At 37.7% G+C, this 24623-nt stretch carries 22 protein-coding genes and 2 pseudogenes; 12 read left to right on the plus strand and 12 right to left on the minus strand.

Annotated features, from left to right (window positions below; all coding sequences use genetic code 11):
* Positions 1–10 precede the first annotated feature (10 nt).
* Positions 11–277, plus strand: a complete 267-nt coding sequence (locus FGL31_RS00425) for a hypothetical protein (RefSeq protein WP_099369316.1) — start codon at positions 11–13, stop codon at positions 275–277.
* Positions 278–282: 5 nt separating this feature from the next.
* Here the strand turns inward: FGL31_RS00425 and FGL31_RS00430 are convergent, their stop codons facing one another.
* Together FGL31_RS00430 and FGL31_RS00435 are read right to left on the minus strand one after the other, a co-directional pair.
* The gene (locus FGL31_RS00430) at positions 283–1152 is read right to left on the minus strand and encodes a hypothetical protein (protein ID WP_138089378.1); all 870 of its coding nucleotides are present in this window, start codon (positions 1150–1152) and stop codon (positions 283–285) included.
* A gap of 4 nt (positions 1153–1156) precedes the next feature.
* Entirely contained in the window at positions 1157–1690 is a 534-nt protein-coding gene (locus tag FGL31_RS00435; RefSeq protein ID WP_138089379.1) for a hypothetical protein, read from the minus strand.
* Positions 1691–1925: 235 nt separating this feature from the next.
* Between FGL31_RS00435 and FGL31_RS00440 the strand changes: the two genes are divergently transcribed.
* Complete coding sequence (locus FGL31_RS00440) at positions 1926–2894, plus strand: hypothetical protein (RefSeq protein ID WP_138089380.1); 969 nt, start codon at positions 1926–1928, stop codon at positions 2892–2894.
* 19 nt (positions 2895–2913) lie between these two features.
* Positions 2914–3636 (plus strand): hypothetical protein, encoded by a 723-nt coding sequence (locus tag FGL31_RS00445; RefSeq protein ID WP_138089381.1) that lies wholly within the window; start codon positions 2914–2916, stop codon positions 3634–3636.
* A gap of 157 nt (positions 3637–3793) precedes the next feature.
* Here FGL31_RS00445 and FGL31_RS00450 read toward each other — a convergent pair whose 3' ends face one another.
* From FGL31_RS00450 to FGL31_RS00460, 4 genes and pseudogenes are all read right to left on the minus strand, one after another.
* Positions 3794–5161: a RagB/SusD family nutrient uptake outer membrane protein gene (locus FGL31_RS00450; protein ID WP_171017493.1), complete on the minus strand. Its 1368-nt coding sequence runs from the start codon at positions 5159–5161 to the stop codon at positions 3794–3796.
* A 17-nt stretch (positions 5162–5178) separates the two neighbouring features.
* Positions 5179–5457, minus strand: a complete 279-nt coding sequence (locus tag FGL31_RS24065) for a hypothetical protein (protein WP_232046124.1) — start codon at positions 5455–5457, stop codon at positions 5179–5181.
* A complete protein-coding gene (locus tag FGL31_RS00455) occupies positions 5439–8657 on the minus strand; it encodes a SusC/RagA family TonB-linked outer membrane protein (RefSeq protein WP_232046125.1) in 3219 nt (1072 codons plus the stop codon). Before FGL31_RS00455 ends, FGL31_RS24065 begins: the two co-directional genes overlap by 19 nt.
* 418 nt (positions 8658–9075) lie before the next feature.
* Positions 9076–10132: pseudogene (locus tag FGL31_RS00460) on the minus strand (sugar phosphate isomerase/epimerase family protein).
* Between the two features lie 209 nt (positions 10133–10341).
* Between FGL31_RS00460 and FGL31_RS00465 the strand changes: the two are divergent.
* Entirely contained in the window at positions 10342–10746 is a 405-nt protein-coding gene (locus FGL31_RS00465) for a hypothetical protein (protein ID WP_138089382.1), read from the plus strand.
* Positions 10747–10852: 106 nt separating this feature from the next.
* Here FGL31_RS00465 and FGL31_RS00470 read toward each other — a convergent pair whose 3' ends face one another.
* Complete coding sequence (locus FGL31_RS00470) at positions 10853–12013, minus strand: glycosyltransferase (RefSeq protein WP_232046126.1); 1161 nt, start codon at positions 12011–12013, stop codon at positions 10853–10855.
* Positions 12014–12090: 77 nt separating this feature from the next.
* Between FGL31_RS00470 and FGL31_RS00475 the strand changes: the two genes are divergently transcribed.
* Positions 12091–12624 (plus strand): MiaE family protein, encoded by a 534-nt coding sequence (locus FGL31_RS00475; protein ID WP_232046127.1) that lies wholly within the window; start codon positions 12091–12093, stop codon positions 12622–12624.
* A gap of 88 nt (positions 12625–12712) precedes the next feature.
* On the opposite strand, the gene rlmN is transcribed toward FGL31_RS00475, so the two are convergent.
* Positions 12713–13795, minus strand: a complete 1083-nt coding sequence (rlmN, locus tag FGL31_RS00480; RefSeq protein ID WP_099369324.1) for a dual-specificity RNA methyltransferase RlmN — start codon at positions 13793–13795, stop codon at positions 12713–12715.
* Positions 13796–14031: 236 nt separating this feature from the next.
* On the opposite strand from rlmN, the gene FGL31_RS00485 reads away from it, so the two are divergent.
* Positions 14032–14367, plus strand: coding sequence for a hypothetical protein (locus FGL31_RS00485; RefSeq protein ID WP_099369325.1), 336 nt, complete (start codon positions 14032–14034; stop codon positions 14365–14367).
* On the opposite strand, the gene FGL31_RS00490 is transcribed toward FGL31_RS00485, so the two are convergent.
* Together FGL31_RS00490 and FGL31_RS00495 are read right to left on the minus strand one after the other, a co-directional pair.
* Positions 14364–15248 carry a DUF4349 domain-containing protein gene (locus FGL31_RS00490; RefSeq protein ID WP_138089383.1) on the minus strand — a complete coding sequence of 295 codons (885 nt, stop codon included), beginning with the start codon at positions 15246–15248 and terminating at the stop codon, positions 14364–14366. The genes FGL31_RS00485 and FGL31_RS00490 overlap by 4 nt on opposite strands.
* A 73-nt stretch (positions 15249–15321) precedes the next feature.
* On the minus strand, positions 15322–16356 hold the full coding sequence (locus FGL31_RS00495; protein ID WP_306473153.1) for an LLM class flavin-dependent oxidoreductase: 1035 nt from the start codon (positions 16354–16356) through the stop codon (positions 15322–15324).
* Between the two features lie 216 nt (positions 16357–16572).
* Between FGL31_RS00495 and FGL31_RS00500 the strand changes: the two genes are divergently transcribed.
* Complete coding sequence (locus FGL31_RS00500; RefSeq protein WP_232046128.1) at positions 16573–17196, plus strand: ComF family protein; 624 nt, start codon at positions 16573–16575, stop codon at positions 17194–17196.
* Here FGL31_RS00500 and FGL31_RS00505 read toward each other — a convergent pair.
* Positions 17193–17579, minus strand: coding sequence for a VanZ family protein (locus tag FGL31_RS00505; RefSeq protein ID WP_099369328.1), 387 nt, complete (start codon positions 17577–17579; stop codon positions 17193–17195). The two genes, FGL31_RS00500 and FGL31_RS00505, sit on opposite strands and share 4 nt — an antisense overlap.
* Positions 17580–17769: 190 nt before the next feature.
* Here FGL31_RS00505 and FGL31_RS00510 point away from each other — a divergent pair, with 190 nt between their 5' ends.
* The 5 genes from FGL31_RS00510 (at position 17770) to FGL31_RS00525 (ending at position 23187) form a co-directional block, all read left to right on the plus strand.
* Positions 17770–18105: a PadR family transcriptional regulator gene (locus FGL31_RS00510; RefSeq protein WP_099369329.1), complete on the plus strand. Its 336-nt coding sequence runs from the start codon at positions 17770–17772 to the stop codon at positions 18103–18105.
* Between the two features lie 24 nt (positions 18106–18129).
* Complete coding sequence (locus tag FGL31_RS00515; RefSeq protein WP_099369330.1) at positions 18130–19911, plus strand: PspC domain-containing protein; 1782 nt, start codon at positions 18130–18132, stop codon at positions 19909–19911.
* A gap of 70 nt (positions 19912–19981) precedes the next feature.
* Entirely contained in the window at positions 19982–20386 is a 405-nt protein-coding gene (locus FGL31_RS24070) for a carboxypeptidase regulatory-like domain-containing protein (RefSeq protein ID WP_232046129.1), read from the plus strand.
* 92 nt (positions 20387–20478) lie between these two features.
* On the plus strand, positions 20479–22395 hold the full coding sequence (locus FGL31_RS00520) for an outer membrane beta-barrel family protein (protein WP_232046130.1): 1917 nt from the start codon (positions 20479–20481) through the stop codon (positions 22393–22395).
* Between the two features lie 204 nt (positions 22396–22599).
* On the plus strand, positions 22600–23187 hold the full coding sequence (locus tag FGL31_RS00525; protein WP_099369332.1) for an LOG family protein: 588 nt from the start codon (positions 22600–22602) through the stop codon (positions 23185–23187).
* Positions 23188–23190: 3 nt separating this feature from the next.
* Here FGL31_RS00525 and uxaC read toward each other — a convergent pair.
* Positions 23191–24599 (minus strand): annotated as a pseudogene (gene uxaC, locus FGL31_RS00530) (glucuronate isomerase).
* Positions 24600–24623: the final 24 nt, after the last annotated feature.

The following is a 24623-nucleotide window of genomic DNA, read 5'->3' on the forward strand; positions in this document are numbered from 1 at the left end:
GTAGCATGTTATGGAAAGCAGAAAAAACACCGACATCACTTTATCAGAATTAGCTTTACAACGTAAAATATCTTATGCAATCATCTTTGGTGGTACCATTGTTATGGCGATCTTGATTGCCATGGTTGGACTTTTTGTTAAGAAAGACGTTGATTTAGCAATGATTGTTTTAGTAACTGCAACTATTTTGAGTATTATTCCTTCCATTTTGAAGCTGAATAAAATCAATGCAATCATTAAAGCTAAAGAATCTGATGTAGTTTATTCTAGATCATAGCTGGTCTATTCTGTAGGCATTGCAAGATATATCTCATTTTTGGACAAAATCTTCCCGTTTTTGGCGGATGGAATTAACCCGACACCATTCATATCATTATATACTTTATAAATAAAGTAATTATCGCCTTTTTTGAAAGGTCCGATATCCTCTGTCATAGGTATCATTACGGTATTATTGTCAAAGTACTTCACTTCAATTTCTATTTCCTCATTAATAAGTGCAAAATCTTGATCTTCAGCAAAGAATATCTTAAGGGCTTCACCTGCAGGATTTGTTCCTGGTTGTGTCCCGGAGGGCATTTGAATCAATGATTTACCTTTGATGTCATCTGACTTTTTAGCTACCAATGGTTGATTCACAAACTCTTGATTGAAGGTCGCAGTCTGGGAATTTGGTTCCAACCATTCATTAAAAACATCAACCTTAAAAGAGAAGGGTGTTTTGGAACCATAGATTAGGTAGGGTTCTTCAACACGATTTTCTCCAGTCAATGGAGATAATTTTTCTTCTTTGAAAACATTAAATTCATTCTTGTCAAATCCAATATGGATTCCTGCTAAGTCCTTTGGATCAGCATAATTAAAAGATAGTTTCGCATTAATTTTTCCATCCTTTTCTTCAAATGTCAAAGTTTTATTCTGAAAAGGTTCTAATTCTTTGACCCAGTTCAGCTCGTTTGCTGTAAGTTTGCGGTATTCTTCAGTTTGTTTGACATCTTTAATATCTGTAGCGGATATTAAGTTTTCTTGAAAGATGACAACCTCTTTTTTTATAGGATCTACTGTTACTGTTGCTTTTTCAGCGATTAATCCGGGTTGCTCACGCATAAAGAAAGTTCCCAAGATGATATATATAATTTTAATTACTTCCATTTTTTCATTCGAATTGTTGTGTTAACTTTTCAAGTTTTGAATCCGCTTCATTTAATAAGTCTGGGTCAATCTGCAATACCTTGTCGTATTTATTGAGCAGACCCTGTTTATTTTGTATTTGAATATATGCCATTACTGTACCATCACCCCAAAGATGGTCATAAATAAATGCATCTCCAGTATCTGATTCGTCAGTGTATGTTGCTAGGTCTTTGATCCAAGAAAGCATAGGTAAGATCTCGTCGTAATTTTGAGAATATTGGAGAGACATAAAATACCAGATGTTTTTTTCTTCATCGTATTCCTGTTGACATATGGCATAATCATCCTGTAGCAGATTATTCAATAGGTGTCTATTGGACTCGACATTAAAAGCAGGTATATTATCTAAATCTGTTTTACCGTACATCATCCTGGAATCCCACCAATCTAGCCAATTTGAATTCAAGGTGCTTGATTTTGGTCGTGCATCTAAAAATGCATTAAGATTTTCCTTTGAGATCTTAACTTTTAAAAATAAAGAATTTAGTTCAGACATAATCTTATGATTTTTAGTTTAAGGAGTTTTCGACTCAATAATTTATATTGAAGTTAGGTTTTAATGCGTATATTTTAGAGGAATCTTGTATATACAATGTATATACATAAACTTTAATAAATTGATATTCAACAGATTGGTTTGCTTGGCTAGGTTTTTGATGATTTAGATTTTAATTGAATCAATTGAAAAAATTAATAGATTGCCATTACCAATTTTGGGCTCATTTATCTTTATGAAAAACATATTATTTATACTTCTTTTTCTGAGTACTTCGGTTTCATATGGTCAAGGTTTGCTCAAAGGGACGTCTGATGTTCTTCGGAAAATAGATCAGCTGAACTTGAAAAATCAGGATGATGAATCATTAAAGATATTGGATCAAGCCTTAAAAAATCCTGCTAACGGTCCTGACGACTTAATATACCTATATACTTACAAAAGTGGAATTCTTTTGGATAGGGATAGTTTAAAATTGAACAGTAATTTGGTTGATCAAATTTTTGTCCAAGCTCAAAAAACTACTGATTCTGTATCTCAAGCTATGGCTTTGCGATCAAGAGCTTATTTAAATAGTTATTTAAACTTAACTGACCAAGTTATAAAAGACTCTAAGGATGCCTTGAAATTATTGGAGTCCAAGAAGGACCAAAACAGACTGAAATATTATTTGAACTATTTGATATATGCTACTTATAGTGGTTGGAATGAAAGTGACAAAATGGAGCATTATATCAAAGAATGCGAAAAATATGCATTGGCGGAGAACAATCAAAACTTTATAGCGAATGTATATTTGGGATACTCGAGTGTTTTCCTGAATCGATACCGTAAGGATAAGGTGAAATCTGATTTGGACAGTAATTATTTTTATCTACAAAAGGCCTATCATTTATTTGAGAGATATCCGGAGGAGGTGAGCAGTAATACCTTTGTGATTGCATGTATCAATATGGCGAACTATTTACTGGAATTTTCAGAGGGGCCTGTTTCAGATCGGAAGGAAACGGCTTATAGATATTTAGCTAAAGCGGAAGAGGAGCTGAAGCATGACCGCGCAAGATTCAGTCGATGGATCAATATATATGGGATTAAGAGCGATTTTGCCCTGAAAGAGGGTAATATTCCATTAGCTGAACAGTATTTGTTGGAGGCGATCAACCGATTGGATACCAGAAAGGACAATAATTTATTGCGTCTTTGAATATTCAGTTTACAAACATTTGTCTGATATTTCTGAGAAAAAAGGAGATTTAAATTCAGCACTTAACTATCAGAAGAAGTCGGAATCTATATTAAAACAGAATTTCGACCAACAACAGATTGCGAGTGCTCAGAAATTGGAAGTTCAATATGAGACTGAGAAGAAGGATGAGCAATTAAAGTTATTGGGTGAAACGGCAGCGTTGAGGCAGCGCCAGAACTATTTATATGGTGGCTTGGCCGTTTTGGCGATGTTGGGATTGGCTTTTATGTTTCGTTCGTATCATTTTAAGCTGCGTTATTCCATCGAGCGTGAAAAGCAATTGTCGAAGGAAAAAGAGGATGCTGAGCGCAATGCAGAGATGCAGGTAAGGTTGGAAAAAGAGGAACAAGCGAGGTTGAAGGCCGAGCAAGATTTGCTTGAATTAAAGCATTCGCAGTTGCAGAAGGAAGCCTTGGCAAACTCACTGATCATTGATCATAAAAATGATATGCTGAAGCAGATTCAGAGCAAACTGCAGGATGGCGATTCAAGGGACATACAGAAATTATTGAAGGAAGAGACCTTGTTGAATGCCGACTTTGAGGACATAAAGTGGCAGATCCAGCAATTGCATCCGACATTTTTCTCCCAACTGATTGAACGGGCAAATCAAAAACTGACACCATTGGATTTGAGGTACTGTGCCTATATTTATTTACAGATGTCGACCAAGCAAATTGCCCAGGTTTTTGCATGTTGAGGCTCAATCAGTACGGATGTTCAAATATAGATTGAAACAGAAATTTGGCCTATCAAAGGAAAGTGATTTAGAAACTTTTTTGCAAGAGGTAGGTTCCTAAAAATCAAAAAGCTCCAAAATGTTTTTGGAGCTTTTTTAATAATAATATAATCTAGTTTTAGTAACCTGGATTTTGTGTTAATCCACCACCCAATGAAATTTGAGCTGTTGGAATAGGGTAAACCAAAAACTGTTCATTAGTCAAATTATATTTTCTCATTGCCAGTTTCGTTCTGACATAATCGAACCAAGTTTCACCTTCGAACATCAATTCGCGTTCTTTTTCTTCCTGTACACCAGTAATAAAGTTCGCCAAGTTGCTGAAGCTAGTGATTGGCTGTACTACTCCGGCACGTTCTTGTACCATCTTCAGTGAGTTATAAGCTGCTTGGCTCACGCTGTTGTCCACTCTAGCTTTTGCTTCAGCATGGATCAGGTAAACCTCTGCTAAACGGATCGCTGGTACATTTTGACTAGCAGGAGAGAAATTAGGGTATTTACCCATAAAATAATTGTCATTACTTCCTTTCTTGATAGTAAATGCTTTTCGCTTGTCTGCATCTTTGTAGATATCAAGCACCGTTGAATCTTTTGCAAAGAACAATACCGAAGGGTTGTCATTTGAAACTGCTGCCAAAGTATTGGTCGCTTGGTCATCAAACTGTATTTCAAATATTGCTTCGTTGGTATTTTGCGTGGTGAAGATGGTTGTAAAATCTTGCACCAAATTATATCCGCCAGCCGTGATAACTTCGTTAGCCAAGTCCGCTGCTTTCTTGTAGTCATTGGTGAATGAAGCTTCGTACAGATAAACCTTTGCTAACAGAGCTTTTGCTCCATAGTGTGATGCTCTACCTCTAGCGGCATCTCCTGAATATGGATTTTCCTTTGGTAGGTCAGCAATTGCTTCGGTTAAGTCTTTTACGATTTGAGCATAGGTTTCTTTTTTCTCCACTTGCGGAGTTGCTAAATCATCTCCTTCTTTTGTTGCAGTAAGTTTCAAAGGGATTCTATCAAATGCACGCACCAAGAAGAAATAGTTGAATGCTCTTAAGAATTTTGCTTCCGCTATGAACAGCTTCTTTTTATCATCAGAGATCATTGAAGCATCCATTTTAGGAACTTCGTCGATGATATTGTTAGCGGCATTGATAGTTGCATATAGCGCTTGCCATAAATTGGATGTCCACGGATTATTAGCTTGTACTTCATGGGCTGCAAACATTTCGTATTCTGGGAATACGGCTGAATGTCTGACATGGACCGCTGAGAATTCGGGAACTATAATGGTAGACTGACCCCAGGAGAATGAATTCATCATGGACCTATATGCGCCGATAACAGCGGCATTTGCATTGGTTTCAGAATTGAAGAATTCGTCTTGAGCAATTTGTCCTAAAGGATCTTTGTCTAAGAATTTATTACATGATGTACTTGCAAAAGCCATCAATGCAACGAATGTTAAGGATAATATTCTATTTTTCATTTTCATTTTTGAGGCTTTTAGAAAGTTAAATTAATACCAGTTGTAAATATTCTAGGTTGTGGGTAACTACCGTAATCATATCCATAAATCAATCCGGTATTCGCCCCGCCATGACTAGAACTTACCTCTGGATCATAACCTCTATATTTTGTAAATACGTAAGCGTTTTGTACGGTTACATAGAATCTCAATCTTTTCATTTTGATGCGTTCTGCGACTTCGGTCGGCAAAGAATAGCCCAATGTTATATTTCTTAATCTAAAGAAGGAGCCATCTTCTACGAATCTAGAGGACACCGCACCGTTGTCCAAACTACCTGGAGCAGGTCTAGTACATCAGTGATGTCTCCTGGTTGGCGCCATCTGTCGACAAAATCTATAAATTGGTTAGAACTCGGGTTGAATCCTTCAAGTCCTGATGCCAAATTGTAGTTGAAGATGTCATTTCCATATGAAAATTGACCCAAGATGCTTAAGTCAAAATTCTTGTATTCGAAGTTATTGGTAATACCACCGAAGAATTTTGGGTTTGGATCTCCAATCATTACATGATCTTCATAGTCTGTTGGAGCTACCATTTGTCCATCTTTACCAAGGTAATCGATCATTCCTGTTTCAGGGTTTACACCCATTGCTTGCCAGCCATAGAATACACCCAATGGTTGGCCGGGGATAGCTCTGTTTAGGTCGCCCACACCACCGCGCATTTCAGTTAATCCTTCAGGCAATGCTAATACCTTGTTTCTATTGAATGTCATGTTTAAGGAAGTATTCCATTTGAACTCACCTACAAGGTTCTTGCTGCTGATTTCGAATTCAAAACCTTTGTTTTCGATATCACCTGAATTGGTGAACCTGTTTATATATCCTGAACTAGTCAAAATAGGTAGGCCGATCAATAAATCCGAAGTCTTTTTGTAATAGTAATCAGCTAATAGGGTAATTCTGTCATTGAACAAACCTACATCTGTTCCGACATTCCATTGTCTGGTCGTTTCCCATTTAAGGCCTTTGTCTCCCAAAACATTTGGAACAAATCCTGCTAGGCCCATGTAGTTATTTCCTCCAGAGTATAGAGAGCGGCTGGCGTAGTTTCCGATATTTTGGTTACCAGTAATACCCCAACTTGCTCTAAGTTTCAAGTCGCTGAAGGTTGCATTGTCTTGTAGGAAATCTTCTTCTGAGATTCTCCATGCTCCGGCCAATGAAGGGAATACTGCCCAACGGTTGTCGGCACCGAATCTAGAAGATCCATCCATACGCACATTTGCATTTAAAATATATTTATCCTTGTAGATATAGGTTGCTCTAGCAAATCCAGAGGCTATTGCCCATTCTTCCGGATATGCATTTGCTCCTGTTATTACACCGCCAGCAGTTACATAAGGGATGTCATTGTTAGGGAATCCTGCACGTTGAGCATGGGTGAACTCTAATCGAGATCCTTGAACTGAGAAACCTGCCAATGCATTAATGCTGTGGTCACCGAATCCTTTATCAAAAGTTAAGGTTGTCTCATTGATCCATAATTGATCTCTGGTGCTTCTGCTTGCTCCTATACCACCTTGTCCTGCGTATGAGCGCAAGCCTGTTGGAGGCATAAAGAAAGTTTCATCGATAAAGCTTAAGTCAGTTCCAAAACTGGTCTTCAATAACAATTCTGGGATGATGTTATATTCAGCACTGGCATTGGCCAAGATGCGGTATGTTTTAGCTTCATTAACTGGAAGTTCAAGCATTGCCACAGGGTTCTCACGGGTCAACCTAACTTGATCGTAATAATAGTTTCCATCTGGGCCATATACTGGAATGTTTGGAGGAGAGAAGATCCCTGTTTTTGTTGATCCTTCTTTTGAGTTTTCTTCCTGTACACGGTGGTTTGTTGCTTTTGTTAGGTTGATGGAAGTAGCAAACCTCAGTTTGTCATTATGTTGATGATTTAAGTTCAAGCGACCGCTCAATCTGTCAAAATCTGAAGACAGAATGACCCCGCCTTGTTTCATATAACCAACGGAGGTATAATATTGAGTTTTGTCACTGCCGCCAGAAGCAGAAAGCTCATAGTTTCTAGTAGCTGCAGTTCTGAAGATTTCATCTTGCCAATTTGTATTGAGGTTTGGGTTTGCAAAAATCTGATCAGGGATTGTTGCATTTGGATCTTGTTGTTGCAATATACTGTAATAGTCTTTCATATAATCCTGGTATTGCGCAGTATTCATGAAGTCATAATATCTTTCAGTAGGAACTTGTGAGAATCCTTCATACATATTGAAGTTGAATTGGCTCTGTCCAGCCAGTCCTTTTTTAGTTGTAATGAGCACGACACCATTTGCGGCACGAGATCCATAAATTGAAGATGATGCGGCATCTTTTAGCACTTCGATAGATTGCACATCGGAAGGGTTAATTGATGAGAGCACATTGATACCTTGGGTACCACCACCAAAATCAAAGGTGGATCCTCCAGTAAAGTTTGTTGTACTGTTTACGGGTATTCCATCTACTACATACAAAGGGTCTGAGCTGGCGTTGATGGATGTTGTACCACGAACACGGATGCTGATACCACCACCTGGCGAACCTGATTTTTGAGTAACTTGTACACCACCAGCTTTACCTTGGATTGCTTGTGTTACACTTGGTAACACTTCATCTTCGATTTCATTGGCGCCTATACTGGAAACTGCTGTTGGTAAGGTAGCTCTTTTCATTGTGCCATATCCCACCGCTACCACCTGTACAGATTCGATTGTATTGGTTTCCGTTTGCATCAATACTTGGATGTCTTTTCGGTTTCCCACGGTCTGAGTGATGGGCTGATAGCCTACAGAAGTGAATTGGATTTTATTTTGTGGTCCAGCTGCGATTTCAAATTTACCGTTTTGATCCGTACTTGCTGATAGATCAGTTCCGACTACTTTGACTGTTATTCCAGGGAGCGGTCCTGAAGGACCAGTTACCGTACCTGTTACTACCTGCTGACCGGATGGAGCTGTAGTTGTTCCGGTAGGTTGAGCGGCCGTGCTATCTGTTACCGTAGTCTTTGTGCTATCGGTTATGATAGTTTGGGTGCTGTCCGTTTGGATGATTGTTGAATCTGTTTGTGTAACGGTGCTATCTGTAACAGCGGTCGTACTGTCTGTAGCTTGGGTTTCTGCGGCCTCAGATTCTGCTGTAGCAGTTGACAACTTAACATCCAATTGTTTTTGGTTGTTGACATGGATTTCTTGAGTAGCATATCCCGATTTTAGGAAAACCAATATTCCATTTGGATTAGCGGCGATTTTATATTCGCCATTTTGATCCGATAATGTACTGTTGGTTGTTCCTTTTTCAGTAATTACCACTCCTTCCACAGCAGTTCCCGTTGAATCTGTTATTTTACCAACAATATCCAAAGAATCTAATTCGGGAGTTGAAAGTTTAGTTAAGTAGTTTGTTTCAAATTTGTGGGCCTTTTCTGTTGTACTTGCCCGGCCATGTAGGCAAAATAGCATAAGAGCGCACGCTAAGAAAAGGCAACGATTAAGGATTTGCATTATATGTTTAATTAATTTACAGGGTAATTTTCACTAAAAATTCTTTTTATCAGGTGATTATTATAGCCAAAATGTGAGGGAACATATTCAAGCTTATTCACGACCATTATATCAAGTTTGTTACATTTATATGTATGTATTAAACGCACTCAAACGTATTTTGTTGTTAATTTTTGTGAAATAATTAAAATCTATCCCTTTTATGCTTATATCGTGTAGGAGCATCAATTTGGGTTAGGAGCCTAGGAGGGCGATTTTGACGGTTTTTTGAGGGGAAATTTTAGATATAAAAAAAGCCAATATTTGTTGGACTATTTGTATGAAAAAAGAGCCGATCTGAACAGAACGGCTCTTTAATTTTATATAGTTAGGGAGATTATTTTAGCCCTAATATTTCTCTATTGAAATCTTCATTTGCTCCAGTTGCAGCAAAGTCATCAAATGCTTTATCGGTAACTTTAATGATATGATCTTTTATAAATTTGGCACCTTCAGTTGCGCCATCTACAGAGTTTTTGATAGCACACTCCCACTCCATTACAGCCCATCCATCAAAATCATAAGCTGCAAGCTTACTGAATATTCCTTTGAAGTCTACTTGTCCATCTCCTAAAGATCTAAATCTTCCAGCTCTTTCTACCCAGCCAGAATAGCCACCGTATAAACCTTGTTTTCCCGTAGGGGTTGAATTCAGCGTCTTTGACATGGAACATTTTTATTCTATCGTGATAATGATCGATATAACTTAAATAATCCATTCCTTGCAATAAAAGGTGGGATGGATCATAAAGCAGGCAAGCCCGGGATGATTATTTGCGGCTTCCAAGAATCGCTCATAGCTCACGCCATCATGAAGGTCTTCACCAGGGTGTATTTCGTAACACACGTCCACACCGTGTTTATCAAATTCATCTAATATTGGCAACCAACGATTTGCCAATTCTTTAAATCCTGTTTCTACAGCACCAGCAGGACGTTGTGGCCATGGATAAACCATATGCCATAACAAGGCACCACTAAATGTAGCGTGCGCATTAAGACCAAGATTAGCAGAAGCTTTTGCTGCTAATTTCAATTGATCGATAGCCCATTCTGTTCTTGCTTTGGGGTTGTTTCTAAGTTTTTCAGGAGCAAAACCATCAAAAAGTTTATCATAGGCAGGATGTACAGCCACCAATTGACCTTGCAAGTGAGTTGAAAGTTCTGTGATCTCAACACCTTGTTCATTTAGTTTTTCCTTTGATTTCATCGGCATAGGTCTTGCTTTCAGCAACTTTGGCCATGTCAAAGAAATTTGGGTCGTTAGTAGGGATCTGAACTCCTTTGAATCCTAAGGAACTTGCCCATTTACTAATGCTTTCTAAATTATTGTAAGGTGCTTCATCTGCTATAAATTGGGCTAGGAAAATGCCCGGACCTTTTAATGTTTTCATAAATTATTAGTTTTAATAAATATAACAAATCCATTCATTAAATAGTGTTTTGCTAACACTAAATTCTACTTTTATAACGAATCATTTGCAATTTTTAACTTAAGTGCAAGGTTTCTTTTTATCTGATTTAACAATTATTGGCATAATGATTGAAAGTATGCCCAAGAGTTAAGAATTAGTGAAATTATAAAAGAAAAGAATAAGATATTATGAAAAAGTTTTTGATCTTGGGTTTAGTGGCATTGGGTTTTTCTTCTTGTAGCAAGGAGACTATTGACAGTGCGGGAAGAGATGTGGCTCAAAACGTTATTAGAACGGGCGAATGGAAAAATGTTGTTAAAACAGTGAATGTTGCGGGGAAAGTAGTTTTAAGAGATACCATTGCAGCACAATCAAAAGGAACATATCTAGATTTTGATAAGGATGGGTTTGCTTATGTTTATGATGGAAAAGGTGGTTCTAAATCGTTTGCTTACGATATGCCAACTAACAAATCGATGAATTTTGATAAGGTTTCTTATATGATTAAAGAAAATATTATCCAATCTACAGTGAAATTTACTTTACAAAATTCTTCAGAAACTACAACAACAACAATAGAGTTTAAGAGATAATAAAAATTAGGCTTAATTTTGAGAACTGGCGCATGCGTTTTACGTGTGCGCTTTTTTATTTTTTGCTTCTATCCATTGCGACATATATTTTGTAGCAAGAAACTGGTTAGTCCATAAAATCTCCACCTACTATATTCATGGAACGGTGATGCTGTAGATCTGTTTGTATGGATTTAATTTTATTGATGAAGTCGGTTCCCCAATTCTCATCAAATAATGCTTTCAAAGCCTCCTCTGATTTTTCTCTTGCTAATTCCCATTGCTTTTGGTTTTCATGAAGTACAATTGCATGGTCAATCAGTTCTTCATTATTACCAGCTATAAACCCTGGCCATTGGAAATTATTCATCATTCCTTCGGCTCCAACTTGCGTAGTTACAGAGGGAGTGCCAGCGAATAACGCATCTATAAATTTACCCTTTTGTCCAGCACCGAAAGGAATAGGTGCAAGGAGTACGCGGTAATGTTCCATCGTTTCAATTGCATTTTCTGCACGCCCTTTTATGATGAAACCATGTTGGGCATTGTGAAGTTGAAACACTTTTTCTGAAGGATATGCTCCATAAATATGGATTTCAGCTTGTGGTAATCGTTTTCGAACCTGTGGCCACAATTCTTTGAGAACCTGGACAGTTTTCCAATTTGGCTCATGCAAGAAATTTCCGATGAACATAAAGTTTTTACGCTCTGAATATGCTGGGGTCGGTTTGTTTCTTTTAGTGACCTGAAAAGGTAAGTATTCCAAAATCTTTGGATCGATTCTGAATTGCTCATCTAATAATTGCATTTCATATTCCGAAATAATCAAGCTCAGGTCTGATCTATAGATGGACGCTAATTCGCGTTTTGCAAGGTCATTGTTGAAATTGATTTCATTTTTCGCAAGTCCTTTTTTATAGGCTTCCTGTCTAGCATTCCTAACAAAATGCAAGTCTTCGGTATCCAAAATCCTAATGGCATTGGGGCATGATTGGGCCACCCTCCAGCTGAATTGTTCTTCAACCATAAATCGGTCAAATAAAACAAGGTCTGGATTCAATTCTTTGATATATTCATCGAAGGAGGAGTCGTTCAGGAGAATTTCTTTTTCAATAATACCTTTGCTGTTTAATGGGAAAGAATGTTCAGATTTGCTTGCTGCTGAAGCGAATGTAATAGCGTATCCATTATGGAGAAATAAGTCAATGATCTGCAGCATCCTCCATCCTGCGGCTGAAGACGTTGGTTCTGGCCACACCAACCCAATAATTAGCAATGATTTACTCATGTTGCAAATTACTATATTTTCATCTATTTAGTGGGATGATTTTGTTTTGATTACCTTTTGTGGATATTTTTCATGTTATGTTAGGACTTAAACTTTTGACAGACCCGAGGTGGGCCAATATTGCAGAATCCAATCTGGAGGAGATTCTTACTGATCATGCGTGGTGTGAGCAAAAAGCAGCTTCCAATGCCATTTCATTAATTACTCAAAATTCAGAACATGAAGATTTGGTGCATGAACTTACTGCAATTGCCATTGAAGAAATGGAGCATTTCAAAATGGTAATCGATATAATCAAAGAAAGAGGTTACGAGCTGGGCAGAGAGCGAAAAGATGATTACGTAGGGCAGCTGATGAAATTTGCGAAGAAAGATGGTTCAAGAAACCAGGCTTTTATTGACCGGTTGTTGTTTGCTGCTATGATCGAAGCTAGAAGCTGTGAACGTTTTAGAGTGCTCTCAAAAAATATTCAAGATCAGGATTTGGCGAAATTCTACCATGACTTGATGGTTTCTGAAGCAAACCATTATACCACGTTTTTTAAACTTTGCCAAGAAATATTCGAAGGATGTGGATGTCGACAAGCGATGGAAGGAATGGTTGGAGTTTGAAGGAAATCTGATTCAATCGTATGGTAAAAAGGAGCAAATCCATGGATAAAGGAAAAGGGCTGAAAAAACTTCAGCCCTTTTTTATGTTTTAGTTTACCTGGTCGGCTTCCTTTTCCTTAATTGCTAATTGTCCACAAGCGGCATCAATATCTTTTCCACGACTTCTTCTCACGTTTGTGATAATTCCTTGACTACGAAGGTAGGCAGCGAATTCATCTATCTTATCAGCCTCAGCATTTACAAAATCTGCTAGTGCAATGGGGTTGTATTCTATGATATTGACCTTGCAAGGTACATTTTTACAGAATTTTGCTAATTCTTTTGCGTCCTGGATTTCATCATTGAAATTATTGAAAACAATATATTCAAAGGTGATTGGGCTTTTAGTTTTAGCATAGAAGTATTTCAGTGCTTCTGCTAATGCTGCCAATGAATTCTGCTCATTAATGGGCATGATTTCATTTCGTTTTTTGTCATTTGCAGCATGGAGAGAAAGAGCAAGATTGAACCTTACCTCATCATCTCCGAGTTTTTTGATCATTTTGGCTATACCAGCTGTCGATACGGTGATTCGCTTAGCTGCCATATTTAATCCGTCAGGAGAAGTGATGCGATCCACTGACTTCATCATATTGCTATAATTCAACAAGGGTTCGCCCATTCCCATATAGACAATATTGGTCAATGGATGGCCGTATTTTTCTTCAGCTTGTTTAGCAATCAACACAACTTGATCGTATATTTCATCTGCATTCAAATTACGCTTTCTGTCCATATAACCAGTTGCGCAGAATTTACAGGTCAAGCTACATCCTACTTGAGAACTGACACAAGCCGTCATTCTATCATCTGCAGGAATCAATACACCTTCAATGATATTATTGTCGTACAAGGTGAAACTACTTTTAATGGTTTTGTCGGAACTGATTTGAGACTGCTTTACTTTTACGGCATTGATTGTGAAATTCGCTTTTAAAGTTTCGCGTAGTGATTTGCTCAGGTTACTCATTTCATCGAAATCGGTACAGGATTTTTGCCACAGCCATTCATAAATCTGTTTTGCACGAAAGCCTTGTTCACCCATTTCAACTAGTGAATCTTTTAATTGAGCTAAACTTAAGCTCCTGATATCTACCTGTTTTACTGCTTTTTCCACGGTACAAAGATACATCAAAAATTATAAGCTAGAAGTAATAAAATTCCTAGAGCCTTTGCGAGAGGGTTGAATGCTAAATAAAGATTAACTGATTATTAACTTTTTCCTGTCATGATAATGGTTCAAATGATTATTTCTATACTTATAAAATTTTTGTGGATTAATATTCATTAGTATTGAAAATCAGTTATTTACTTTTTCTTGTGCCCTTTTTTATGCTGTCATGTTTACAGGTTAAGAGGAGTTCTTGTGTGCAAGATTTTAAAGAAAGTTTTGCAGAAATAAAGGAATCTGGAAACATCGATTTTGAATCTGTAAATTGTTTTCCTTGGGATACTTTAATGATGTTAGCACCCTATCATTACAACGAACAGATCAAAGAAGAAACCGGAATTGTACTTCCCAATAAACTCTCGAAGCCTTATTCAGATAAAGCCTATTTTGTTTTCATCCATCATAATCAAGTTCAAGAAATCATAACCATCAGCACAGAACAATTTGATTTAATCCAATATATCCGACAAAGAGCATTTTCAAGAAGCTATATTTTATGGGATAGAGAGAATTTAAAGGATCTAGATTTCTAAATCTGAACGTTCTCTATATTCTTATTTTGTTTTCTTTTTTTGATTACTTTTTTGATGACAAAAATCAGAGTTCCCAAAATTATCCAAACAGGCCATAATCCAATGATCCCTAAAATTAGGCTTTCTATTATATTCCATCCGAAATTTATGGATTCTTTGATCTGTACCCAGAAAGAATTGCTTCCCATCGGTAAGTTCGCTTGGTACTCAAACAGGTTTACTGTTAGTGTGCTGTAATTGATTTGATTGCTTAAATTTCGATAGGTCGCTTCATTGCTATCAATATCTTCTTGCAATTGTCTGATCTGTTCTTGGATTTCCAATAATTCTTTTACGTTTTTAGCACTCGATACCATCGCCTGATAACGCTCAAGGTAGGCTCGTTTACTTTTCAATCTAGACTGAAGGTCAAAATATTGCAAGGACACATCTTCTGCTGATATATTCTTCTCGGTTACATTGTCTTCACCGCTTTCTAGGGCTGTCATCATGCTTTCGAAAGAAGTTGTTGGTACTCGAATAATTAAATTATAGGAGGTAAGGTCATTATTGTTGTTGGTAGTTTCTTGTTGATAATATGCGCTGAACCTTTTCATCAACGCATCCAGGTTTTTCTTACTCTTTGTGATATTTTTGGATTCAATAGAAACATTTCCGTTTTTGATGATCTTGACATGATTTGGAATGCTTAATTCTACTTTATCACGAGGCTCAAGTGCATAATCTTTAACTCCTGCAAATTCATCATCCGCCGCTTCCGCAGGTTCCATTAAAGTTGCTGGTGAAATTTCAACTGATTTTGAAGATGTTTCATCATTTTTATCTGCGCATGATCCCATTGCAATCAGCAAGATCAGGATCCATAAATTATTTCTTTTCATAACGATAATTTAAAGTGGGATGCTAGACTTGCTGAAATTCCATAAATAAAAAAAGGGCCTAAGCCCTTTAGTTTTATTTTAATGCATCTTTCACTTTTGGGATGATCTGATTACCATAAAGTTCGATTGCTTTCATCATTTTGCTGTGATCAGGGCTACCCACATCTGTATGTGCTGAGAATCTTGTCAACCCGAAGGTTTCATGCAATTGAAGGATCTTATCTACAGACTCATTAACATCCCCAACAATCAAGTGTCCGTGGTTTGATCTGCCATAATCATATTGCGTACGTTGGTATGGAGGCCACCCTCTAGAAGAGCCTATTCTATTCATCTGTGCTGAATAATATGGGTAATACCAATCAGCAATTTCCTTTGAGTTTTCTCCAAAGAAAGAGTGCATATGTACTCCAACTTGATATTTGCTCATATCGTGGCCATTGTCTTTATACGCCTGTTCATAGACTTCAAACAGAGGTTTGAAGTTTATTGGAGAACCTCCGATAATAGCGAACATCACTGGCAATCCCAATCTGCCTGCTCTAATTACCGATTCTGTTGTTCCGCCTACGGCAATCCAAATCGGAAGCTTGTCATTGACAGCTCTCGGATAAATGGTTTGGTTGATTAAACTTGCGCGATGCTTTCCTGTCCAGTTTACCGTTTGTGAATTATTTATTCGAAGCAATAGATCGAGTTTTTCCTCAAACAAGGAGCTGTAATCTTTCAAGTCATACCCAAAAAGCGGGAATGATTCGATAAAAGAACCTCTACCGGCCATTATCTCGGCTCTACCGTTTGAGATTAAGTCTACGGTTGCAAAATCTTGATAAAGTTTAACAGGGTCAGAGGAACTCAACACTGATACTGCCGAGCCTAATTTTATTCTATTGGTAACCGTTGCTGCGGCAGCTAGAACTATTTCTGGCGCTGCAACTGCATAATCTGCCCTATGGTGTTCACCCATTCCGAAGAAATCCACTCCGACTTCATCCATCAACTTTATTTCCTCAATGATTTCTTGAAGTCTTTGTTTAGCGGGTTGTATATTTCCTGTTTGAGAATCAATTTGCAAGTCCCCAAACATGCCTATTCCTAATTCCATCATAATATTTTCCTTAAAGTATACTACAAAAGTACGACCTGAATTGTTCTGATTTCTTGATGTATGGTAAGAAAGAGGGAGTTGATTTAAACTTCAGTTCATGTTCTGTTTATCTTGAAAAGGTAGATTTAGGCAAAAACCGTTATGCTGCATAGATACTTCCGATCGTTGGTTCATCTTTTTTTTCCAGAACTGTGCATGGGTTGCAATAACAGTTTGGTGGAACAAGAAGAAATGGTTTGTACAGCCTGTCTATTCCATCTTCCGAAAACTGATTTCCATATGGATTGTAATAATGATTCGGTTCAATTACTGAAAGGCAAGTTTCAATTTAAGTTTGCCTGTTCCATGTTGTATCTTTCTTCAGGATCATTAGTGGAGAGGCTTATCTACCACTTGAAATATAACAATCATCCACAGGTAGGTTATTATTTTGGAAGGCTCTATGGCAAGGACTTGCTGGATTCTCCATTCATGGAGAAGATCGATCTTGTAGTGCCGATTCCATTGCACCGAAAGCGATTGAACAAAAGGGGCTATAACCAAAGCGAGTATTTCGCTAAGGGATTAGCAAAATCACTAGGGTCCAAAGTTGATAGCAAAACTTTAATCAGAAGAACCTACCAATCTAGCCAAACGAAATTGTTGACTTTCGAAAGGTTTCTGAACGTAGAAGATGCGTTCCAATGTATTGACCCTGAAAAATTTGGTAATATGAATATTTTGTTAGTTGATGATGTATTGACTACCGGTTCAACGATTGCATCAGCTGCAAATGAACTCAATAAATCGGCGCCATCTTGTAAGATTTACATCGCCAGTTTAGCTCGCGCCAAGATTTAAGAGTATTGGAATTTTCTGTTGTACAGCAGTAAATAACTAAATAATGCCATCCCGATTCCTACATAGTCTGCAAAGATATCCCACCAATCTGCCTGTCTAGTATTTGTAAAATACATTTGGGCACCTTCAGTAAAGAATGCAAATAGCGATGCAACACAGAATACAACGATAAAAGTTTTCACTTTTGTTGCTCTTCTTTTGGTGTCCACAAGTCGTCCAAATAGGATTAGAGTTGTCAGTAAATAAAAGCTTCCGGTATGAACTAGTTTGTCAAAACCAGGAAAAAAACCATCTACGGGGATGTCGTTAGCGGGTAGCAACATTAAAAGCATCATGATGATTGCCCAAAGAATTGCCCAAGCATAATTAATTATCCAATTCATTGATGTTAAAAGTCGTATTTAAAACTCAGATATAAAAGCTTTTAAAGCTTTTTTTTGTTGTCCAAATGAGTGCCAAAAAAAATATTTAAAAATTATTATACTGAAAATCAGGTATTTATATATTTTGCACCAAAAAATATAGTACTATGTATTGCAAAGTACCATCCAAAGGATATATCTTTGTATTGTTATGATAGCTGAAAATACACAAACCCAAATGAGGAAAGGAATACTGGAATACTGTATTCTTTCAATTATTTCTCGGGGAGAAATATACGCCTCGGACATTATCAGCGAGTTGAAGAAAGCTGAGTTGTTGGTGGTTGAAGGCACACTATATCCATTGCTTACGAGATTGAAAAACAACGGTCTCTTGAGCTATATCTGGAAGGAGTCAACTTCTGGTCCACCAAGAAAATATTATCAAATCACTTCCGAAGGAATGGAAGTATTAAAAAGATTGGATGTAACCTGGAAAGAATTGGTATTCGCTGTGGAGACATCCTTACAAAACAGAGAAATATAACTATACCATTAACTAAATACAGCCATGAACAAAACAATAATTATCAATATAAACAGTATCGTCTTCCACATTGAGGAGGATGCATATGAAACCCTTCGATCATACATGATCGAGATCAAGAGGCATTTCGGGAATTCCGAGGATAGCCGCGAGATTCTAGAAGATATCGAGAACCGTATTGCGGAGATGTTTTCTGAGCGTATCCAAACAGGGCGCAAGGAGGTCATCAACCGTGAGGACGTGGATCAAGTAATTGCTCAAATGGGTAGAGTAAGTGATTTTGATGCTGAATTGGGCGATGAACCGAAAGTTGAATCAAAAGTTGAAACAGATCCAAAAGCAGCTTTTGCTGATACTGCGGAACAAGTAAATTCTGACGAGCCTGAGTTCAAGGAAAACCCAGAGCAAGGTTCTGACTATGGATTCACAGAATACCTTACCTCCAAGAAGTTAATGCGTGACATGGACGATAAGGTGTTGAGCGGTGTTTGTAGCGGATTGGCTCATTACTTCAATATTGAAGCGAAATGGGTACGAATTATTTTCGTATTATTCTTTCTGTTCGGTGGATCTGGTGTGCTATTGTACTTTGTGCTTTGGGCGGTAATGCCTAAGGCTACAACCCGAGCTGATAAATTGGCGATGCGCGGTGAACAGGCCAACCTACACAACTTCAAGAAATCTTTTGATGAAGAAATGAAAGGTGTCCGTGAAAATTTTTCGGGGGCCGGCGAGCATATTAGTCGAGGCGCTCGTTCGGTTGGAGACTCCTTAGGATCTTTTTTCTCGGTAATTGGAAAAATATTAGCCGTATTGGTTCTGATTTGGGCAGGTTTGAGCATCATCGGTATTTTCGTGTTCTTTGTGTTCAATGTGTTGAATATTATGGGTTACCAAAACCCAATGTTCTTCCCTCCATTAGAAGTACTTGACCCGGCATCAGCATTTTTTGCCATACTAGCTGGGACAGTAGCTATCATCATACCTCTATTGGCTATATTCTTTATCATGCTACGCGTGATCTTCAAAACTAAGCCAATGAACAATTATGCAACCATGTCATTGTGGGCAGCATGGATTGTTTCTATTGTCATGATCCTTTACTTCGTAGTGGTTACCAATCAGGATTTTGTTGAAGAAAGTACCATTTCAATAGAAAAGCCAATTGAACAAAAGGATACTTACATCATCAGTGAAAATGATGTGAGAGTAATTAGGGCCTCAGATGAAGATTTTGTGCAGAACAGAATTGGTTCTGGAAAGAATGGTTTGTTGAAGGGTAACTACCTGCGTAATGAAATTGCCATCTATATTGAACCATTGGATTCATTAAAAGCTCCTTATATCCAATACAACTATAATGCTAAGGGTTCTTCATATGCGGATGCTTCAGCAAGAGCTTCGAAAATCGCTTACCAAGTGAATCAAAAAGGTGAAAATATCAACTTCGACAGTCATTTTACCTTACAAGACAAGCAATTGATTCGTGATCAAAATGTTCGAATGAATCTATATTTACCAGTTGGTACTAAGGTTTTGTTGAATCGTAATATGGATTGGAAAGTTAGGGATATTTGGGCGCATGATTGCAAAGGTGATGACAAGGCAAAATTTTCTGAATGGATTATGACGAAAAGTGGTCTAAAATGCATCATTAAATTAGAAGAAGAAAAAGCTAAAGAAGCGGAGAAATTAAAAGAAGAGCAAGAGGAGAAAGAAAAGGAAGCTAAAAAGGAAAAGAAAAAAGATAAAGAAGAAGCAACTTCAGAAGACGAAAAATCGTCTTCTGAGGAAAACTTAGCATAATATTAAAATTTACCAAACCAACGATTAACATACATACTAACCAAAATTATAATGGGGACGAATAATTACAATGATGATCCTCTTTCTTGCTGCGATTGCAAGTAAAGCCCTAGCTAACCCGATGGCTCAGGATACAGATATCAAAGGTCGCGTATTGAATCAGGATAATCAGCCTGTTGCAGCAGCCTCTGTATATCTGATGTCTTCAACTGCAAATGTATTGATAAAGAGTGCCGTGACAGATGAAAACGGGGTTTACACCATCATCAAGGCTCCCAAAGGGAGTTATTATATCGAGGTAACTTCAGTAGGATACAGCAAGGGCAAATCAGCCGTGTTTGAATTGGGGGATCAAACCTATCAAGCAGAGGACATTAAATTAAGTCCAAGTAGTCAAAGCATTGAAACAGTAACTGTTCAAGGTCAGATGCCAAACCGTTCGAAATGTCAATGGCAAGCTCGTATTGAACGTTGAGAATTCTACATTGGCGGCAGGTAACAATGCGCTAGAAGTCGTAAAAACGTGCACCAGGCGTAAGTGTTGACAAGGATGATAACCTTCAACTTATGGGGCAACAAGGTGTTACGGTTACAATTGATGGTAGACAAACCTATATGACAGGTGAACAGTTGTCGAATTTCTTGAAATCTACAGATGCTGCGCAGATCAAAAGTGTAGAAGTATCGACCACCAGATCTGCAAAAGAAGATGCAGAAGGTGCAGTAGGCTCCATTAATATAGTGCTTAAAAAGAATAATACCGAAGGTTTCAATGGTTCATTTATAGCGAGTGCAGCTCATGGTAAACATTTACGTGGTAACAGTTCTTTGAGCTTGAACTATAAGAAAAGAAATACTACGCTTTTTGGATCCTACGCCTATACAAACGATAAACAAGAAAACACTCTAAACCTATATCGTGAAATTAGAAATAGAGAAAACATCACATATTTTGATCAGAAGGCTAAATTCTTAGAAAGAAGTAAGAACCATAACTTCCGTGCAGGTATTGAGCAAAAAACATCCGAAAACAACACAATGATGTTTCAGGTTTCTGGAAACAGTTATTCTGAAAAATCCGAGAACTCTAGTTTTACCAACATTGGGTCCGCACCGTCGAAGATAGACTCGATCTTAAGATCTCCTGCTAAAAATGATATGGGGCTGGATCGTATCTCCCTAAACTTCAATAATGAATACAAGATGGATACATTGGGTCAGAAATTGACCTTGGATTTAGATTGGAGTATTTTCAATAATGATGCAAACATGAACTACGACAACAGGATGGAGTTTCCTGATGGTAGTTTGGTAAAACCAGAACAGATCGATAGAAGTATCATGCCAACGGACATCGACATCTATGTTGGGAAGTTGGATTATGTTAAGCCATTCAAAAAAGGAAACCTAGAAGCGGGATTGAAGTATAGCAAAGTGAAATCGGACAACAATATGATTTACGACAGGCTGGATGGTGATGTGTGGGAGAATATAGCTAAACGCTCTAGCCATTTCGTTTATGATGAACAAATTGCTGCAGGTTATTTGGATTACAGCAGACCTTTTGGAAAATGGACCGCAAAAGTTGGTTTACGTGCTGAATACACCATTTCAGATGCACAGTTTATTTCAAATGATGCAAGTGTGAAACGTGATTATTTGGATTTGTTCCCTTCGGCAAATATTGGTTACAACATGAGTGAAAATCATATTTTCTCTTTGGGATATGCCAAGAAAATCACCCGTCCGAACTATAGGTTCTTAAATCCATTCAGGTATTATATTGATGAGAAAACGTATCAATTGGGTAATCCAGGTGTTAAACCTCAGTATACTCATGGCTTTACATTGAACTATACTTTGATGCAGATGTTCAATTTCACATTAGGTACCGATATCACCAATGATGCGATTGTTGAAAGCATGGGTCAGGATTCTGTGTTGAATGAAACTTGGGTTACTCGTGAAAACCTAGGTAGATCGGTAACGTCATATTTGAATATGAATATACCATTCAAGGTTGGTAAAATTTGGACAATGAACAATAACATTACGGGTATTTACATGCATTTCAAAGGTCCAATTGCAGGATATGAAGTTGACCGTGGGTCGTTTTTCATTCAAGCAAATAGCTTCCACAACTTCAGAATAAACCCTCAGTGGTCATTTGAAGCATCAGTAAATGGAAATACTCCATTCATCTATAACCTTTTTAAAATTCAAGGAAGGATCAATACCGACCTAGGGGCTAATTACAACTTCAAGGACCAAAAAAGCTCTTTAAAACTAGCGGTAACGGACGTTTTCAGAAGCAACAGAAATAATTTAGATACAGATTTCAACGAATTCAGATCAAGTATTCGTCAATATAACGATAATCAAACAGTGCGTTTGACATTCACCTACAAATTCGGAAACCTAAAACAACAGATCCGAAAAAGCGATTCCAAAAACGAGGAAAAGGACAGGGTGTCAACCAACTAATAAGGTCTTTGTTTCAATGTTTAGTTAATAAGGTCCCAGATCGGGCGATCTGGGGCTTTCTTGTTTTATTAGATATGAGATATGAGATATGAGATTTGAGATATTAAACTGGATATGGGATTTGAGATATGAGATTTGAGATATGGAGTAGCGTTTTTCTATCCCATATCCCACGTCTCACATCTATTCCCTATATTTACCCACATGAAACTTAATCAAATCGTAGTTTTCTGTGCTTCGAGTCCGGGGCATGGTCAAGCATTTTTAGAGGCTGCTAAGGAAGTTGGGAAGGTGTTTGTAGAAAAGCAGATTACGTTGGTTTATGGCGGAGGCAGGGTTGGATTGATGGGAGCAGTGGCAGATGCAGTTATGGAAAATGGCGGCCATGTCATTGGTGTGATTCCTCAATTTCTCAATAGCAAAGAGATTGGACATAGTGGAATTACAACCTTGATTGAGGTGGATACCATGCATGAGCGCAAAGCTAAGATGAATGCTCTCTGTGATGGAGTGATTGCGATGCCAGGAGGATTTGGTACTATGGAGGAATTATTTGAAATGACTACTTGGGGGCAGTTGGGCTTGCATAAAAAACCAATTGGCATATTGAATGTCGATGGTTTTTACGATCATTTCATTGCTTTTATCCAGCATATGGTAGACTCTGGTTTATTGAAAGAAGAAAACCAAAAGATGATATTATATTCAGATAATATCGAAGATCTATTGGAACAAATGGAAGCTTATGAAGCGCCACCTGTTCCAAAATGGTTGAATATCGAAAGGTCCTAGATCTTATTTCTTAAACGGGAAGTAATTTTTGGCATTGTAATAACAAATGTCCTGGATTACTTTACCTATCCATTTGATATCATTTGGTAACTCGCCATTTACAATATCTTCCGCGAAGATATTGCATAATAATCTCCGGAAATATTCGTGTCTTGGGAATGAAAGGAAGCTCCTGGAATCGGTTAACATCCCAACAAAACGACTGATCAAACCAATATTAGACAAACTATTGATCTGTTTGGTCATTCCATCCTTTTGATCATGATACCACCAAGCCGATCCATATTGTATCTTCCCAGCGATGGATCCATCGTTGAAGTTTCCACACATCGCTGCAAAAAGATCGTTGTCAGAAGCATTTAAGTTATAGAGGATTGTTTTGCCTAAGGTCTCTTTTTCAGCTAATTTTCCCAGGAACTTCACCAAGCCCAATCCTTGACTGTAATCACCAATACTGTCAAAACCAGTATCAGGACCAAGTTTCTTGAGAGCACCAGAATTGGTATTTCTGAAAGCTCCAACATGAAATTGTTGAACCCAATTTTTTTCATGGTCCCACTCTGCAAAATAAATCAGCAGCGCAGATTTGAACTTATTGATCTCTTCCAGGTTTAGATCACTTCCCGATCTTACTTTTTGGAAAATGCTTGAAATTTCCGATTCCGTATACTCTTCAGCGTAAAGATGACTCAAGCCGTGATCAGATACACAACAGCCATTTTCAGCAAAATAGTCATGTCTAGATTTTAATGCATCGATATATTGTTGGAAGCTCTGGATATCTTGATCTATTACTATACCTAATTTATCAACATACTGATTGAAAGCCTCCTTATTTTCGGGACTCATAGCTTTGTCTGGTCTGAAAGCGGGAAACATACTGAAACTTGCCGGATTTTTGGCATATGCCTGATGATATTCCAATGAATCAATCGGGTCATCGGTAGTACAAATGGTCTCGACGCGCATCTGTTCCAATAAACCATGAACAGATTTCTCAGGGTTTCTTAATTCAGCACTTGCTTTATCATAAACTTCGTCAGCATTTTCAGCTGACAATAGATCAGGAATACCAAAATAGCGCTGCAATTCTAAGTGGGTCCAGTGATAAAGTGGATTTCTCAGGGTATATGGTACAGTTTCCAGCCCATTTTTTGAACTTTTCTTGATCTGTAGCAGAACCAGTAATGTATTTCTCATCAATACCATTGGCTCGCATAGCTCTCCCATTTATAATGATCTCCATGCAGCCAAATTTCTGTGATATTTGAAAATTGTTTGTTTTCAGCTACTTCATTTGGGGGTAAGTGATTGTGATAATCTATAATAGGCAGATCTTTAGCGAAATCATGGTAAAGTTCTTCCGAAGTCCGGCTCTGTAATAGGAAGTTTTCGTCCAAGAATGGTTTCATGTTCAATTTTTGTTGTTTATAAGT

It is taken from the genome of Sphingobacterium daejeonense, assembly GCF_901472535.1.
Taxonomy (GTDB): Bacteria; Bacteroidota; Bacteroidia; order Sphingobacteriales; family Sphingobacteriaceae; genus Sphingobacterium; species Sphingobacterium daejeonense.